The 15362-nt window shown below is 50.6% G+C and carries 15 protein-coding genes; 9 read left to right on the top strand and 6 right to left on the bottom strand.

Annotation, left to right across the window (positions count from 1 at the left end; all coding sequences use genetic code 11):
- Positions 1-428 precede the first annotated feature (428 nt).
- Both WC593_02740 and WC593_02735 read left to right on the top strand, forming a co-directional pair.
- Positions 429-2372 carry a hypothetical protein gene (locus WC593_02740; protein MFA4824054.1) on the top strand — a complete coding sequence of 648 codons (1944 nt, stop codon included), beginning with the start codon at positions 429-431 and terminating at the stop codon, positions 2370-2372.
- Positions 2373-2378: 6 nt separating this feature from the next.
- Positions 2379-3971: a PEP/pyruvate-binding domain-containing protein gene (locus tag WC593_02735; protein ID MFA4824053.1), complete on the top strand. Its 1593-nt coding sequence runs from the start codon at positions 2379-2381 to the stop codon at positions 3969-3971.
- Positions 3972-4195: 224 nt separating this feature from the next.
- Here WC593_02735 and WC593_02730 read toward each other — a convergent pair whose 3' ends face one another.
- The 4 genes from WC593_02730 to WC593_02715 all read right to left on the bottom strand — a co-directional run bounded on the left by WC593_02730 (position 4196) and on the right by WC593_02715 (position 6380).
- Positions 4196-4750, bottom strand: coding sequence for a TATA-box-binding protein (locus WC593_02730; GenBank protein ID MFA4824052.1), 555 nt, complete (start codon positions 4748-4750; stop codon positions 4196-4198).
- A 329-nt stretch (positions 4751-5079) separates the two neighbouring features.
- Positions 5080-5469 carry a hypothetical protein gene (locus tag WC593_02725; GenBank protein MFA4824051.1) on the bottom strand — a complete coding sequence of 130 codons (390 nt, stop codon included), beginning with the start codon at positions 5467-5469 and terminating at the stop codon, positions 5080-5082.
- 174 nt (positions 5470-5643) lie between these two features.
- Entirely contained in the window at positions 5644-6096 is a 453-nt protein-coding gene (locus WC593_02720; GenBank protein ID MFA4824050.1) for a hypothetical protein, read from the bottom strand.
- 71 nt (positions 6097-6167) lie between these two features.
- Positions 6168-6380, bottom strand: a complete 213-nt coding sequence (locus WC593_02715) for a hypothetical protein (protein ID MFA4824049.1) — start codon at positions 6378-6380, stop codon at positions 6168-6170.
- Positions 6381-6666: 286 nt separating this feature from the next.
- Between WC593_02715 and WC593_02710 the strand changes: the two genes are divergently transcribed.
- The 4 genes from WC593_02710 to WC593_02695 all read left to right on the top strand — a co-directional run bounded on the left by WC593_02710 (position 6667) and on the right by WC593_02695 (position 9681).
- Positions 6667-7044 (top strand): HIT family protein, encoded by a 378-nt coding sequence (locus WC593_02710; GenBank protein ID MFA4824048.1) that lies wholly within the window; start codon positions 6667-6669, stop codon positions 7042-7044.
- Positions 7045-7976: 932 nt separating this feature from the next.
- Complete coding sequence (locus WC593_02705) at positions 7977-8468, top strand: shikimate kinase (GenBank protein ID MFA4824047.1); 492 nt, start codon at positions 7977-7979, stop codon at positions 8466-8468.
- 141 nt (positions 8469-8609) lie between these two features.
- On the top strand, positions 8610-8789 hold the full coding sequence (locus WC593_02700; protein MFA4824046.1) for a CxxC-x17-CxxC domain-containing protein: 180 nt from the start codon (positions 8610-8612) through the stop codon (positions 8787-8789).
- 223 nt (positions 8790-9012) lie between these two features.
- Positions 9013-9681 (top strand): PEGA domain-containing protein, encoded by a 669-nt coding sequence (locus WC593_02695; protein ID MFA4824045.1) that lies wholly within the window; start codon positions 9013-9015, stop codon positions 9679-9681.
- A 213-nt stretch (positions 9682-9894) separates the two neighbouring features.
- Here WC593_02695 and WC593_02690 read toward each other — a convergent pair whose 3' ends face one another.
- A complete protein-coding gene (locus WC593_02690; GenBank protein ID MFA4824044.1) occupies positions 9895-11157 on the bottom strand; it encodes a S41 family peptidase in 1263 nt (420 codons plus the stop codon).
- Positions 11102-11575, bottom strand: coding sequence for a hypothetical protein (locus WC593_02685; protein MFA4824043.1), 474 nt, complete (start codon positions 11573-11575; stop codon positions 11102-11104). Before WC593_02685 ends, WC593_02690 begins: the two co-directional genes overlap by 56 nt.
- A gap of 319 nt (positions 11576-11894) precedes the next feature.
- Between WC593_02685 and WC593_02680 the strand changes: the two genes are divergently transcribed.
- The 3 genes from WC593_02680 to WC593_02670 are packed head-to-tail and all read left to right on the top strand — an operon-like array spanning position 11895 to position 15358.
- Entirely contained in the window at positions 11895-12578 is a 684-nt protein-coding gene (locus WC593_02680; protein MFA4824042.1) for a VWA domain-containing protein, read from the top strand.
- On the top strand, positions 12575-13339 hold the full coding sequence (locus tag WC593_02675; protein ID MFA4824041.1) for a PP2C family serine/threonine-protein phosphatase: 765 nt from the start codon (positions 12575-12577) through the stop codon (positions 13337-13339). Before WC593_02680 ends, WC593_02675 begins: the two co-directional genes overlap by 4 nt.
- A gap of 3 nt (positions 13340-13342) precedes the next feature.
- Positions 13343-15358: a hypothetical protein gene (locus WC593_02670; protein MFA4824040.1), complete on the top strand. Its 2016-nt coding sequence runs from the start codon at positions 13343-13345 to the stop codon at positions 15356-15358.
- Positions 15359-15362 lie beyond the last annotated feature (4 nt).

The raw sequence follows: 15362 nt of genomic DNA, 5'->3' as shown, positions 1-15362 counted from the left end.
AAAATCATTCGAAAATTCACTTAACGCCAGGCAGAACTCTAGCAGTCACTCCTTTTCATACAATCATGGAAACAAGAATCAAGTCAGAATTTCTAGTACGATCAGACGGACTTTGCTAAGCACCGGGTTTGTTCAGAAAATATTCACCGTCGCTTTCATCAAGATGTGTTTTATTTAGTTTTGAAAAACAAGGTTCTCTCCAGAGTTCAGTTTTTTTATTCAAGGGTCTGGATTTTCTCCGGGTTTTTTCTGCAAGGTATCAATTCCCATTGTCCAGTCAGGATTCCTGCAGGATGACCTATTATTATGCACACCAGACAGGACGCATATGTTTTCCTGTCACGATATTGGCGGAACGATTGATGTAAAAATACTTTTTTATAATATCATATCGTTGGAACAATAGTCGATCCCATCAGAGATACACCATGACAGAAAAACAAGTCATCATCCGGGAACTTGGAGAAGACGGATTGCTCCTGCCGGCCTTGGTAAATACTTCCCTGCTGGCCAATGACCGGATAAAGTATTATTTTACATTACTTCAGACAGCCGCAGAACGGGCAGCTCACCCTGACCGCGACTACCCGACGCTCAGGACAGAACGTGAAACAGCGGGGATCGAGAACCGTGATCTCGATTCGGTCATAGCGGCTTCACAGGCAACAGGCAGGGGGGAATATGCAATTCCTTTTCTCGCAGAAATTATCTCATCAATGGAGACCTGCACGGACGAGATGATTGCACCGTTCCTTACCGGGCAGAAACCTGTCGACAGTACCTTTGCAGAACGGAAAAAAGCTCTCTTCAGTAGCGTGCAATCCAGAAAGAGTGGCTGTATCGACCGGCAGGAAATCCGTCTTTTAACCTCTGGTGACCGGTCGGCGGGTGACAGTCTCCATCTCCTTGTTATGGACCTGCACCGGGAGCTCAACGTGCTCCAGGCATCCCTTGCGCGGGAGACCATTGATGGCGCCCTGACCTACATGCTTGAGAAGGATGACGAGGTCTTTGTCCGGGCATTCATGGCCGGAGTGAATCGCACGGCCCCCCTGAAATTCGATCATCCGGGCCTTGGTACCACGGCAACCCGGGCCGGTGAGAAACTCCTGATCCAGAATGATATCGGCATTACTGATGCCCATGTGCTGGTAATTACGGTCCAGGGAATGACCGTTTCAATTGTCTATACCGATATCCACATGCAGCGGCTCGATTTTTTCCAGAGCCTGTTCAATGACTGGCAGGTCCGGTGGCAGGATACGCTCACCCGTCGGGGAAGCGATCAGTTTGAGAAAAAGGTGTACCACTTATCAGTGGGAACCTTTACTGCCACCACAAACGCAGACCTCGAGAAGTTCCTGTCATTCCTTGGCTCACGGATCGTATTCCTTGTTGACTGGAACCGGGCGCGAAAACAACTCCGGAACTTTCTCTTGAACAAGGACTGTATCGCGATCCTCAAGTGGGCGGCGGATAACGATGTCGGCCATATCGGTTTTCTCCAGCTGGGAGGTGACAAGATGGTCTATTCCGCTCTCGAACTGGCCGCCAAAGTACCGCTCCGGTACGGAGAACCGCTTCACCAGCTACTCGGCCGGGACCGGACTGTCGAATATCTCAAATGGGTACTGAAGACTGCCTCTTCAGGTCTCCTGCAGAACCAGCCCAGTCTCCTTCTCCAGGACGAGATCAAGACAGAACTGCTCCGGAACTTCCGTTCCGCCCATGAGGGAATGATGGATATCTGTGTTGAGCATGCCTCCCTTCTTATCGAAGTCGGGACGGTAATACGCGATTCCCTGTTTCATATCAGGCAGGCGGGTAACGGGGACTTTCTCGAACGTAATGCAAAACATGCCAAACTGTGGGAGAGTAAAGCTGACCAGCTGGTGATGCAGCTGCGGATATTATCCCGCAGGATAGAAGAGGCGGAGTTCTTCTTCTCCCTAATTCATACAGCCGATGATGCGCTGGACTTCTTAGAAGAAGCGTCTTTTTTTATAACGCTCCTTCCGTCTATCTCCCGGTCAAAAAATGCCGACATACAGCTGGCAAACATGGCTGATATTTCCATCCGGGGGAGCCAGGAGTACTTAAAAGTCCTCATTTCCGCCCAGTCGCTTCACAAAGGATACAACCAGGACGAGATGCAGGACTTTCTCATGGCAGTCAACCGGGTGATCGGCCTTGAGCATGAATGTGATGAGGCACTCCGGAAGACCGGTAAGATCATCTTCAAAGAAAGCCAGGATTTCCGGGAACTGGAAGTATACCGTGAACTTGCACGACTTATCGAGGAGTCAACCAATTCTCTTATGAAAGCGGTATATATCATGCATGACCACATTCTCGAGGAGATGAACAGGTAGTATACCATGGAGAAGGAACCTGTCAGGCTTGCCACATTCGGATTCGGGCAGCAGAATATACTTCCGGCAGAAGAGTTCGGCAACAAGGCTGCCGGTCTGGCCACGATGGCTACGCTGGGGATACCGGTCCCCTCCGGTTTTTCCCTGTCCGTAGCATTGTGCCGGGAATATTATGAAGGTCAGCGGACACTACCTCCGGAAACACCCCAGTTCATCAGTCAGGGCATCACCTTCCTTGAACGGGCTACAGGCACGGTCTTTGGGGGTGAGCGACGGCCACTGCTGGTCTCAGTCCGTTCCGGATCGCCGGTCTCCATGCCTGGGATCATGGATACCATCCTCAACGTCGGTCTTACCCCGGTATCAGTTCACGGGATGATTGCCAAATCCGGCAGTCCCCGTTTCGCGTACGATACCTACCGGCGTTTTTTGGAAAATTTTGGTGTCTGTGTATTTAATCATGATAAACAGGAATATTACCGGCTGCTGCAAAACGCGCTTCAAGAGGAAGATCTGGCAGATGAACGCGAACTTGACTTTTTGAGCCTTCGGACGCTCTGCAGTGAATACGCATCCCTGTATGTGACCGATGAGGAACGTTCCTGCCTTACGGATGCACGAAGGCAACTGGAATGTGCCTTTGGTGCCGTCCTTAATACCTGGATGAACATAAGAGCGGTGGAATACCGCCGCCTTCACAGCATTGATGAATCCATAGGAACCGCAATTACTGTCCAGGCGATGGTCTTTGGCAACTTCAGCGCAACTTCCGGGTCCGGGGTTGCGTTTACCCGGAACCCCTGGACCGGTATAAAAGAACTTCTTATCGATTTCCGGTTTGCTTCCCAGGGTGAAGATGTTGTCTCCGGTGCACGCTCGGCAATCACCCAGGCTGAACTGGTCGAACTGCTGCCGGATGTCTACCGCGAAATTCTCCAGATTGGTGCACGACTTGAAGAGCATTATCGGGACATGCAGGACATGGAATTCACGGTTCAGGAAGGGAGGTTGTTCATTCTCCAGTGCCGGACGGGGAAACGATCTCCGCTGGCCGAACTACGGATTGTTGTTGAACTGTGCGAAGGGGGAATTATCGGCCGACAGGAATTGCTTGAGCGGGTCAAAAAAATCCCGGTCGAGTCTCTTGAACTTCAGACGGTTCTTTCTGATTCTCCCCCGATTGCATATGGCATCTCCGCCTCCGGAGGAGTAGCGCAGGGATCTATCGCGTTTTCTGTTGAACGGGCAGTTCTTGACAGTCAGACGGGGCCAGTTATCCTGGTGAGAGAGACTGCTACACCGGATGACATTGCCGGTATCGTTGTTTCTGCCGGAATTCTCACTGCCCGCGGGGCCCGCACCTCTCATGCGGCTGTCGTTGCCCGGCACCGGGGCAAAGTATGCGTGGTAAACTGCACAGACCTGAACATTGAACCAGCACAGCACCGGTGTACCATCAAGGATGTTTCCTTCCATGAAGGCGATATCCTCTCTCTGGACGGCAACTCCGGCGCCGTATTCAAAGGACCCGTTCAGGTTATAAGGCAGCTGCCTGAGGATTTGCTCGAAAAGGTGCGGCAGTGGAAATTCACGGCATGAGAGATTCAAAAGCCGGGGTATCGGAACCTGCATAAAATCAATATACCAAAGAAGGTACTGATTTTGCCAATCCCGGTCGATAATTACGGGGAAGGTATGAAAGAAAATCATCAGCCGGCTGGGTTACCCCATCTGCGATAAGATCACAAACGGTTTTTTTAAAATGTCGTGTCCCCATGAAATTGCTGCTATCCCGGGAGTATATTACGGTGTAAAAAAATGATTTACATAATGCTTTCGAGCTTCTGCTCGAGAACGCCAAGGCCCTTCCGGATATCTTCAAGATTCCTGCCACCCGTGAGAATGATCTTTCCTGAAGAGAAGATAAGAACGACAATCTTGGGATCCTTAATCCGGTAGACCAAGCCGGGGAACTGTTCGGGTTCGTACTCGATATTTTCAACATTGAGCGTGACGACAACCTTGTTGAGATTGATATATTTACCGAGATCGTAGGAACAGACCATATTGGTGATCGCAACTTTTGGCTCTTTAAGGGTCGCAATACCTGCCTCATTCAACGATTTGATAATAATTGCAAGCCCGTCAACAAGCGCCTTATTATTCCGGATGCCGGTGAGCACGATCTTGCCCGACGAAAAGATCAGGGATGCAATCTTGGGATCCTCGATACGATAGACCGCTCCGGGAAACCGTTTCTTATTGAGCTCGCAGTTCTTGACCTTGCTTGACAACTCGACAAGATCAATGGATTCGGCAATGACTCCGGATGCTACGATATTCTCAATCTTCAAAGATTCGTACTTCTTATCAACCATCGTCTATTCTATGATTCTCGTTGAATCATAATACTGATGGAGAACCTTTATGGTATGTTCCGGTTGCAGTGGTTTGGGACGCTCAAAGTTGCTTATTTTTTTAGGGAAAAATGGTTCGCCATTATAAGGAATGTTTCCCTCTTTGCCTGTCGCCAATACCATTTTTTGGGGGTGCATGTATAGTGCATCAGGAATGTGTTAAGACCCGGTAGCGGCCGGATAAAAGGTGATATACTCCGGTTATGTTGCGGGATGCTCCAACGACCGGGACTCAATCGGTTTTAAAAAGACTTGCCGATCATTTCAGTTCAGGAATACGACTCCCGGTATCACGATTCGACAGGGTAACTTACCATATCAGCCCAGTCCAGGTACCAGCTTACGCCTACGGGAACAAGGAATATAAGTGCATAATACAGGAGCACATCAGGGGAATAATAATTCGTAATCCCGAAAAGGAAGACAATGAACAGGTAATCGAGCACTAATGCGATCAACACCCACACCAACCCCACAATCACATAATACGAAAGGGGATGATGATCCCGCTCTTTGAACCACCACCAGGTGTAGAGAATGGCGAGAGGCGTTGAAACAACGATGATTATCCAGCTCATGCTGCTTGCAAAAGGCGAGTAATACAACCCCATTAAAATTGCATACCCGATAACCCAGAGTATGACACCGAGAGCTATCGTGTCTTTGAGAGTCGGGTGCATCCTCTTATTTTGGCAGTATGGGCTGATAAGTTTTGCAAAACAATTGCATGTGTAAGCCGGAACGTTTACTCCATAACCCGCATAGGAGAGGGGGTCTGCACCTCATCATCTGCAGGGAGAACAAAATAAAAGGAGATTTGCTCTCCCAGAACCATTGCTCGAAAGAAAATCGCCCTACACTCTCTTCAGCGTATCCAGAGCAACACTGTAGGGGTCGGCGTCGTCCACATGGGTCAATTCGATAGTGTCGGTTCCGATAATTTCACCGGTCGTATACCCGTTAACGTTCTCGACCATGGCAAACGTCTTACCATCGCGTCCAATAACACCGGCCATCGCGAGTGTTTCGGTGCGGTTAACCCCAAACTTCAGATGACCCGAAAAGAGCCGCCCCTGCTGTTCCGTCACAACCAGGGTTATGGGCATTTTACCATAGTCAGTAAATCCTATGTTCTCTTCATAGCCATACATCGTGCCGGTCCAGGTGCCGATCAGGTTCGGCGTGGCTGGGAAAGCGGCTGCCGGAGTAGCCGCAGCCAGTGTTGCAGACGAGGGTGTTACCGTTGACGTGCACCCGCAGGCAAGCAGGGCAAGAATTACCATGAGAATTGTAGGTGCGATCTTCATGAACAGGAGATTGTGGGATATCCAAGATAAATTAATCGGGTTGTAGCCGGCCCGGAACTCAACCTATAGTATTACTCATCCCGCCAGTCCTGCCTGTCGAGCCAGTACATGTACACGATGGCCGTGGCAAGACAGATGCCGACAAAGGCTGTTGGCATGTACCACTGCCCCGCGAGGTAACGCAGCAAGGCCGAGAGGACGATTCCAAGGGCCATGCCAAGGACGAGCATGCTTGTCACGACTTTTTTGTTGGTGAAGGTGGTATAGAGTTGCTGGATATCCATGAATGCTCAATCGAATTGTTGGGCGGAACGGGGGAAAAAGTTTTTGTGAAGCGGGACACGATTATGATTCATTTTGAGATATTTGGCTAACCGGAAAAAGCGCGGCAAGGTCTGGATGAAAGTACAGTCTCGCGGGAAAAATTTTGGAAATTGAGAGGATGAGGAATTTACGCTCATCGGCGCTTGATGTTATAGTTCACGGCATTTATGGTTTGAGATTGGGGGTCGGGACCGGCACGGTAAATAAAAAATATTCATACCCTATCAATATCAAAAATATGTCTTCATGGAACCTGCCAAATGCCCGTTCTGCAAACCATTTGCCGATGATATTGTAACAAAGAACGAGCTCTGCTATGCCCGCTGGGATCGGTTCCCGGCCAGCAAGGGGCACCTGCTCCTGATTCCCTACCGCCATACACCGACTCTTTTTACGATGACGATTGAGGAGAAGCTGGCAATGTTTGCCCTGATCGATGACTGTAAAGAAGTGATCGAGGAGAATTTCACTCCAGCCGGGTACAACATCGGATTCAATACGGGTGTGGCAGCCGGGCAGACTGTGATGCACTGCCATTGTCACATGATCCCACGGTATGTCGGGGATGTCAAGGAACCCCGTGGCGGGATACGCGGGGTTGTGATGGGGAAGAACGGGTATTGAGAGGAGGCGGGAGGTTGTGCCGGAATGGGGGGTATTGACCCTGAGTAAAATTAAGCCCAAACCGGGCTTCTTTTACAAAATTCCATTTCAAAAATCCTCGCAAAACCGCCCGTTTCAGTTCACTTGAAAAATCTGTTTAAATTTCGACCGGTTTGTCAAAATACGGGTGGAAAAGACCTCGCCCAATGGCTGCCAAAGGGCCTGGGGTTAAGGAGATTTTCGCCACTTAGTTCACCCCTTCCGGTGCCCGGAAAGCCTGCAGGAAAGCGAATGTGAGGATCTTTTTTTCGGAGGTCAAAATCACCTGTTTTCAGAGTTCACAATCCCCCTAATCCGGCTGCGCAATAACCCCCGTTGCCAGAAAAGACCTGACAAAGCCCAAAATGACCCCCGTTTGGATGAAGATCATCCCCAGTTCTATCGAAAACTCCTGGAGGAATTGCATGAAGAGGGGATTAAAAACATACCTGAAATTTTTGACGCAGTTCGATGAGAGCAAGGTCCGATTTTACCCCCAAAACAACCCTTCCTTTCATTTAGACCCTGTTCCAGCCCATCCAGTAAGCGATTGTCAATCTAAAAGGCTCTATTAGCGTCTTTTTCTGAGCCCGAAACATGCCGAATCCGGCCAAACAGAGATCATTATGAAGTTTCCTAAAATAAGTGTTCCGGAATTCGCTCAATTTAAGTAATAATTCGTGCCCGAACCACTTTATTTAGAGAGGACATATGACGGAGAAATTTTGTGAGATGGGATTGGTGGCATATGGCCCTTTGCAGGAAGCATCGATACTAATAAGCGGTATTTTCCCCTTAAGTGTCAGACACTCCGCTCCCTAATCTTCGCTATATGTATTGGAGAGATATCCCTCTAGCCCCCACCATTCATATCCTTCCACGGAAATATTCTCTTTCAATCAAAAGGAAAACTTATGAAAAACATCATCCTCATCGGCATGCCTGGCGCAGGGAAGAGTACTGCTGGCGTGATCCTTGCAAAAACCCTGGGAATGAAATTTACTGATACCGATCTTATGATACAGGAACAGGCTGGAAGGCTCCTGCAGAAAATTATTGATGAGGACGGACCTGATGCATTTAAAAAAATCGAGGAAGAAACGATCCAGTCCCTCCATCGCCTCAATACGGTTATTGCGACGGGGGGTAGTGTGGTTTTTTATGAAAATGCAATGGCGCATCTCAAAAAGGATGGCATTGTCGTTTACCTGAAGATCTCTTATGAGGAGATGGAAAATAGACTCAAAAATATCACGACCCGGGGAATTGTTCTGGTTGCGGGCCAGAGCCTCCGTCACATGTATGACCAGAGGATTCCTTTGTATGAAAAGTATGCCGATATAACCATCGATTGTTCCAAAGAAGATTTTGAGATTATTGTAAAAAGAATCATTGATGATCTCTGAAACAGCCCTAGCTGATCATAAGCAGGGTTATCGGGGAGACCGGGTCACCCCGTACGAATATCTGTCCCAATACAGACACTTTTATACTCTGGAGACCTGTATAGTGGCACAGTTATAATCAGACTGTTTGAGTAATTTATCATGTATGGAGAATCAAATTTTGGCGGAAACCGCGGTCCCCGTGACTTCGGTCCCCGTGAAATGACAAAAGTAGTCTGTTCAGACTGTGGAAAAGAATGCGAAGTACCGTTCAAGCCAACTGAGGGAAGGCCCGTCTACTGCAGAGACTGCCTCCCGAAACACCGGAAGCCCCGCTTCTGAGTGTATTTACGGTTAATTTTTCTTTTTTTTTAGTTTGTTCTTTCACAGACATTCCCTATATCTGATGCTTTGGTTCCGATACAGCGAACAGCAAGACAGGAATATCGATCGTGACCACACCGGGAATTCTTAGTACATACCGGGTTACCTGCCGGAATATTATCGTGAGCGGCAATAACATACACAAAAGATATAGACAAAAAGTGTATGAAATCTGGTACCTATGCAGCAGAAGTCTTCCCGTCTCAGGAATATTGTCATCTGCCTTGTGATACTGGGAGTCTTACTATCGGGGTGCACTACGGCACCCATTCCGGCACCGGAGACCGGGTCTGTCAGGATCACCTCCTCGCCGACCGGGGCAGAAATCTACCTGGACAATGAATACCGGGGTACCACACCGGCCACCATAACAGCAATCCCGACCGGTAACCACACGCTTGAAGTTCGGGAGCGCGGGTATGAGCGCTGGTCTGCCACCATCAAGGTTGACGAAAATCTTTCAGAAATCCCGGTTGCGCTGGTGAGCGCTCCTTCTACCCTGCCCGTAACTTTTGCCATCGTAAATCCGGGCATAGCGAAAACCGATCTCCCCCAGATCCATGTTGACGGATACTGGACATGGCCGCCATCTGCCGGTACTTCCAACCCGTCTTCGGTTCTCGTACATGTCGACAGCTTCAATGTAGGGTATACTGATGCCCGGGAAGTAACGGTCTCGGCTAACCTGTACTATGAAGGGCGGCAGGTCTGCTGGAATACGATCTACCTCGGGACCCTGAATGCCGGCAGCCATGTCACAAAAGATACCATAATATCCTGCACGCTGCCCTCTGGTCTCAACAGCCAGGATTTGATGATCCGTTTTGAAAATGTGGTTGTATCCCCGTAATTTTTTTACCTCATTCCCGCCCCTCATTCAAGGGTGACAAAATTTTACAAATCCTTCAATCATGGTTTTTTAGTGAATAAGATTGACAGGGATCCTCTGCCGCAGGTAACGGCACAGGGTCGCGGATAATTCGATGAGTATCTGCCCGGTAAGAACGGAATTACTTCTCATCAATCCGATTATCTGAAAGAAGACTATCGAAAAGAAAAAAAATTACTTCCGTCCGGCAATCACGACAAGAAGACCGAACGCAACGACAATCATTGTAATACCCGGTGCAGATTTCTGTGTTGGCATAGCTGTTGCCGCAGTTGCTGACGGAGTTTTTGGATTCTGCTGCTCAATTAACCAATTCAGCGCATAGGTCAGCTGGACATCTTCTCCGGACATCGTGCGTGCAACCGTATCCTCGTTGAGCGGAACCCGGATCTGCGGCGACACGCCGCCGATGCCAGACGCATTGCTGTCGACCTGCATCACGTGTTTCTCATTGAGCGATGCCCCGTCCGGGAAGACTACGTACATGCCCAGCGGCAGGATAGCCTGGAGGCCGTTCATGCCGAAAGCCCCGTTGGTCCCGTACCAGGAGATGATCGTGCCGGTTCCGGACTTTGCAAAGATCATCGGGACTCCTTCCCCGGAGCTGATGGTGTCCGGGCTGACCATCACCGCTACCGGCCCATGGTACCCGATTGGCCGGGGCACGGTCCAGGCTTCTGACACAACCATGAACTTCCGGGAACCGGTATCATACTTGGTGGCATATTCGTAGAATACCGGCTTGTCCACAAACCAGCCGGCAAAGCAGGACGCGATGTTGTCATCCCCACCGCTGTTGTACCGGAGATCGATCACCATGCCGGGTGACTTGTTCGCAATTGCGGAAAGCATCGCGGCCTTAAACGGTTGGTAGACCTCATATGACTCATCGTAGATTGCGATGTATGTGTACCCTCCGGGCAAGATCCGGTACGTGAGCGTATCATTGCTGATCTGCGGCTTGATATCGGTCAGGATACTGGGAGCTCCAATATCATTGATCTGTTTGCCGAGGAAAAAGGTGGTCCTTTTCAGAGTGTCGGCCCCGTCATCGTAGGCCGTGAGGTTCACAGTCCGAGGATTCGAACCGGTACCTGCAGTTACGGTAATGGTAGCCGGTGTTCCGACCGGGGCCCGGGTCAGGAGCCGTTGCTGCTGGAGCAGGATCCCCTCAGCGGTGGAAGGTTTCTTCACGGCCCATATGTAAGACGTGGCGCTGATGGCATCCATGATGGGCCTGCCGTTCCATGAGGTCACTCTATCCCCGGGCCGGATTCCCGCAGTTTCTGCTGCACTCCCGTTTGCCACATAACTCACGATCACTTTTCCGGAATCGAGCCTGGTCACGGCAAGCCCATACCCCCCGCCGATGTCGGCATACTTAGCCCCGAAATCGCCGGTTGTCGAGTACGTCAACGTGCCCGTCCGGGATGGCAAACAGGTATCCCCTGAGGGCCCGGTAATAGGCGGCCTTGTCCTGTTTTTTTTCTGCATCTGCGATAGCCGGCGCAAAGGTAGCATAGAGTGCATCAAAATCAACCGCTCGCCACTGCGTAAAGGCATACTTTTCTTTGATGAGATTATGAAAGGCAAGGAACGCCGAGCTCCAGGACCGGGTGCTGTAATCGGGAACCGGGGTCTGGTTTGCCGCAACGGGTGCAAAGGAAGCAGTAATTTCCTCGTTATACGCAGTCTCGTTGTTCCGCTCGAACGGTATGCAGGTATCCTTCCATACCATACCGCAGGCCGGGCAGTTGGCAGAATCGGTTATGGCAGCGGTCACCGGGAAAACAATACCGGCCAGCAGGACAAGAAGTCCTGCGAGAAGAATTAACGGTTTTTTCATCTCCTGCATACAGAACTCACCTTCTGTGAACGGACAGCGGGGCTCATAGTATTCCTGTATTTTACCTGACGTGTATTTAGTATACATCTTTTTAGACATCTGGACGACGTTTTCCGGCTGATCGCGTAATAGTCTTCTCCCACCACATTCCAGAAAATGCCAATTAATACCGGATTACGAGCTAATGAATTACTCCGGATTTTTCCTCCCACACCTCCCTTTGCATATTTTTTTAGTTCAGGACAAGAAATTTAATTTAAAACAAAAGAACGCTAACTAAGAATATACAGCCGATAGTATTACTACCGACATTTTACGGTGAAATACAATGAGTGATGATCTCAACACGATACTCCCCGACCAGCAGCCACTGGGAGCGGTGACTTTTGCAGAGAACCCCGAGCCACGGTGCCCCTGCCTCTTATTGCTCGACACATCAGGATCGATGGCTGGACAGCCCATCACCGAACTGAATGCCGGGATCCGTGATTTTTACAATGAGCTGCAGAACGACTCGCTCGCAATTAAACGGGTCGAAGTCGCCTTACTCTCGTTTGGCCCGGTCCGGCTCATCTCCGAGTTCAATACCGCTGAATGTTTCTTTGATCCCCAGCTCCAGGCAGATGGCGACACACCTCTGGGTGAAGCAATACGAAAGGGCATCGATCTTATTAAAACCCGCAAAGAACAGTACCGGGCAAACGGCATCTCGTTCTACCGCCCCTGGATCTTCCTAATCACGGACGGCGCCCCAACCGACGAGTGGCAGAGTGCTGCTGCCATGGTCCGCGAAGGCGAGAGTGCAAAATCCTTTGCGTTCTTTGCCATTGGCGTCAACAAGGCCGACATGAAGATCTTAAAGCAGATTTCGGTACGGGACCCGGTCAAACTCCAGGGCCTGAAGTTCCGCGAATTCTTCCAGTGGCTCTCCAATTCGATGAAATCGGCCTCACGGAGCAATCCCGGCGACCGTATCCAGCTCGCTCCCCCCCTCGGCTGGAGCGAGATATGAGATGGAAGTACACCTGCGCATCTGTTACCGGAAAAGCCCATACCCGGCGCGGTGAGAATGGCCAGGATTCCTCCCGGGCCGGTACAATCCAGATTTCAGATTCTGAATTTTTTATTGGCATTGCTGCTGATGGCGCCGGCAGCACGTCCGATGGCGGCAAGGGGGCAGAGATCACTTGTGAAATGCTGTACACACAAATCTCTGAAACGCTCCGCAAAAACGGCGACCTTTCCGGCATCACTGATGATGATGTGAAAGCCTGGATCACCGCTGCCCGGGATGCGATCATTGCCGAAACGCAGCCAGAAGGAAAACCGCTGCGGGAATATGCCTGTACCATCCTGGGCTCGGTTGCGGGAAACGGTGGATCTGTCTTTTTCCAGATCGGCGATGGCGCAATCGTGACCGGTTCTGGCACGGACTACCGGACCATTTTCTGGCCGGAGCAGGGAGAGTATGCCAATACGACCTACTTCATTACGGATGAGCAGTATCTCGATCACCTGCACATCCTCCACGCGGAATTACCGGATGAGATTGCATTGTTCACCGATGGTCTGCAGAACCTTGTCCTCTCGTTTGCGCTTCAAAAAGCCCACCCCGGCTTTTTCCAGCCACTCTTTTCCGCACTCGGGCAACACCCGGTGAATGGGTCCCAGTCATTTTCGACGCAACTGGAAAACTTTCTCTGCCGTGACGATATCAGCGAGAGAAGCGATGATGACAAGACACTCGTCCTTGCCGTGCGAATGACAGGTTAATCTATGGCGTCTGTTCCCTTCAGGCCGTTTTTTGATAGTTCCGGCAACCGTATCCTCCTTGGCAGGAAGATTGGGAGCGGGGGCGAAGGGGACGTGTACGAGACGCTTCCGTCGCACGTAAATGTCGTTGCCAAGATCTATCACAAGCCGCTCGAGACACAGAAACAGGAGAAATTGCTCCTTATGGCAAGGGGATGCAATGATGAGCTTAAGAGCATCTCGGCATGGCCGACCGATGTGCTCCATGCAACCGAAAGCGGACCGGTTATCGGCTTCCTCATGCCGAAGATCAGTGACTACGAACCCGTACACAAGGTGTACGGACCCACGCACAGAAAAGAGCACTTCCCTCATGCGGACTGGCGTTTTCTCGTCCGCACGGCAAAAAACCTTGCCGCTGCGTTCTTCGTGATCCACAAGTTCGGGTACGTTATCGGCGATGTCAATGAGGGCAATATCCTTGTCAATGACGAGGCGTGTGTACGGCTTATCGACTGCGACTCGTTCCAGGTCCGGACAAATAACCGGCTCTATTGCTGCGAAGTCGGGGTGGCCCAGTTTACCCCGCCGGAAATCCAGAACTCAAAACATTTTAAAATGGAGCGGACGGCAAACCACGACAATTTCGGACTATCCATCCTCTTATTCCAGCTCCTCTTTTTCGGCAGGCATCCCTATTCGGGCGTGTACGCAGGAAAAGAAGACATGCCACTCGAAAAAGCAATAGCTGAATTCCGGTTTGCTTACGGAAAAAATGCGCCGCTCAAATCGATCGCCCCGCCACCGAACTCCGTCGACCTGTCCGTTGTCCCCAACCAAGTGGCCGGGCTCTTTGAAAGTGCTTTTACTGAAAACGGGGCCAGGCCCGCCGGCCGCCCCGGTGCCGGGGACTGGTGGGACGCTCTTGAGGAACTCGAACAGAGAATGCGCAAGTGCGGTGCGGATTCCGTCCACAGTTACTATTCAGGACTCTCTGCATGTCCGTGGTGCAGGCTCGAAGAGAGATCCGGTCTCCTGTTATTCCTCAGTGCCGACCGGATAACAAAGATCGATCTCCGGCGCGAGTGGCAAAAAGTAGATGCGATAAACCCCCCGGGCCCAATCCCGCAGATCAGCCCCGGCAATTTTTACTCCTGCCCGCAACCCATCTCTCCGGCAATTGGACGTTCCCTTGACTGGAGGAATTTCCGCCAGTTCGCGGGCATGGTGATTATCGCGGGCTGTGTCGTTATGGCACTGATGGAGATGGTTACGGATTATCTCGCGTTCCTTCCCGTAGCTATTATCGTTGCGGTACTGTTCCTGTATCCCGGGGAAGCAGCCAGTGAGAAGAAACGAAGAAGGGCAAATCTCGACAGTGCACGCTACATGTGGGACCTGTGGAACAAGAAGTGGACGGCAGAAGCAGGTGATTCTGCATTTTTTGCGCAGCTGAATCATCTGCGGGAGCTCAAAGGAAAATTTGAGGGCATAGACCGAGGATACAGGGCCGGCCTTCTGACGCTGGAACACACAAAAAAAGAGCGGCAGCGGGACAAGTTCCTTGAGCGCTGCAGCATAGATTCCTGCTCCTCACCCCATATCAATTCCCCGCTGAAAAATGTCTTAAAGTCTGTCGGGATCGTCACTGCCGCTGATATTACCCGGAACAGGTTAGTCGATATTCCCCAGCTCGACAATACCCTGACCAACGAGCTTCTTGCCTGGCGCGAAAAAATGGAGAGAAATTTCCTTTATGATTCAACCCAGGGGATCGAGCAGTCCGATATCAAACCCCTCATCCATAAGTACCAGCCTATGATGAGACCAGTAGAGCGGGAGCTCCAGAGGGGGATTTTAAAGCTGCAACGGATACAACAGGATATCCTGAAGAAACGGATCATACTCCGGTCCTCTGTCGAAAAACGGGCGCGGGAACTTGCCCAAGCTGAAGCGGATTTTGAAGTTTTCAGTCGAACCCCGGAAGAACTGATCAAGCGGGAGATTGATGGGATTCTCACTTCCCGGGTGCACAGGTAAGGAA

Source organism: Methanoregula sp. (genome assembly GCA_041645435.1).
In the GTDB taxonomy this organism is placed as follows: domain Archaea; phylum Halobacteriota; class Methanomicrobia; order Methanomicrobiales; family Methanospirillaceae; genus Methanoregula.
This window is presented reverse-complemented; position numbering and strand designations above follow the sequence as displayed.

Bases quoted from the DNA above. Each gene is read 5' to 3' on its own strand.
- WC593_02740 (MFA4824054.1), top strand. From the start codon at position 429: ATGACAGAAAAACAAGTCATCATCCGGGAACTTGGAGAAGACGGATTG.
- WC593_02735 (MFA4824053.1), top strand. From the start codon at position 2,379: ATGGAGAAGGAACCTGTCAGGCTTGCCACATTCGGATTCGGGCAGCAG.
- WC593_02730 (MFA4824052.1), bottom strand. From the start codon at position 4,750: ATGGTTGATAAGAAGTACGAATCTTTGAAGATTGAGAATATCGTAGCA.
- WC593_02725 (MFA4824051.1), bottom strand. From the start codon at position 5,469: ATGCACCCGACTCTCAAAGACACGATAGCTCTCGGTGTCATACTCTGG.
- WC593_02720 (MFA4824050.1), bottom strand. From the start codon at position 6,096: ATGAAGATCGCACCTACAATTCTCATGGTAATTCTTGCCCTGCTTGCC.
- WC593_02715 (MFA4824049.1), bottom strand. From the start codon at position 6,380: ATGGATATCCAGCAACTCTATACCACCTTCACCAACAAAAAAGTCGTG.
- WC593_02710 (MFA4824048.1), top strand. From the start codon at position 6,667: ATGGAACCTGCCAAATGCCCGTTCTGCAAACCATTTGCCGATGATATT.
- WC593_02705 (MFA4824047.1), top strand. From the start codon at position 7,977: ATGAAAAACATCATCCTCATCGGCATGCCTGGCGCAGGGAAGAGTACT.
- WC593_02700 (MFA4824046.1), top strand. From the start codon at position 8,610: ATGTATGGAGAATCAAATTTTGGCGGAAACCGCGGTCCCCGTGACTTC.
- WC593_02695 (MFA4824045.1), top strand. From the start codon at position 9,013: ATGCAGCAGAAGTCTTCCCGTCTCAGGAATATTGTCATCTGCCTTGTG.
- WC593_02685 (MFA4824043.1), bottom strand. From the start codon at position 11,575: ATGCAGGAGATGAAAAAACCGTTAATTCTTCTCGCAGGACTTCTTGTC.
- WC593_02680 (MFA4824042.1), top strand. From the start codon at position 11,895: ATGAGTGATGATCTCAACACGATACTCCCCGACCAGCAGCCACTGGGA.
- WC593_02675 (MFA4824041.1), top strand. From the start codon at position 12,575: ATGAGATGGAAGTACACCTGCGCATCTGTTACCGGAAAAGCCCATACC.
- WC593_02670 (MFA4824040.1), top strand. From the start codon at position 13,343: ATGGCGTCTGTTCCCTTCAGGCCGTTTTTTGATAGTTCCGGCAACCGT.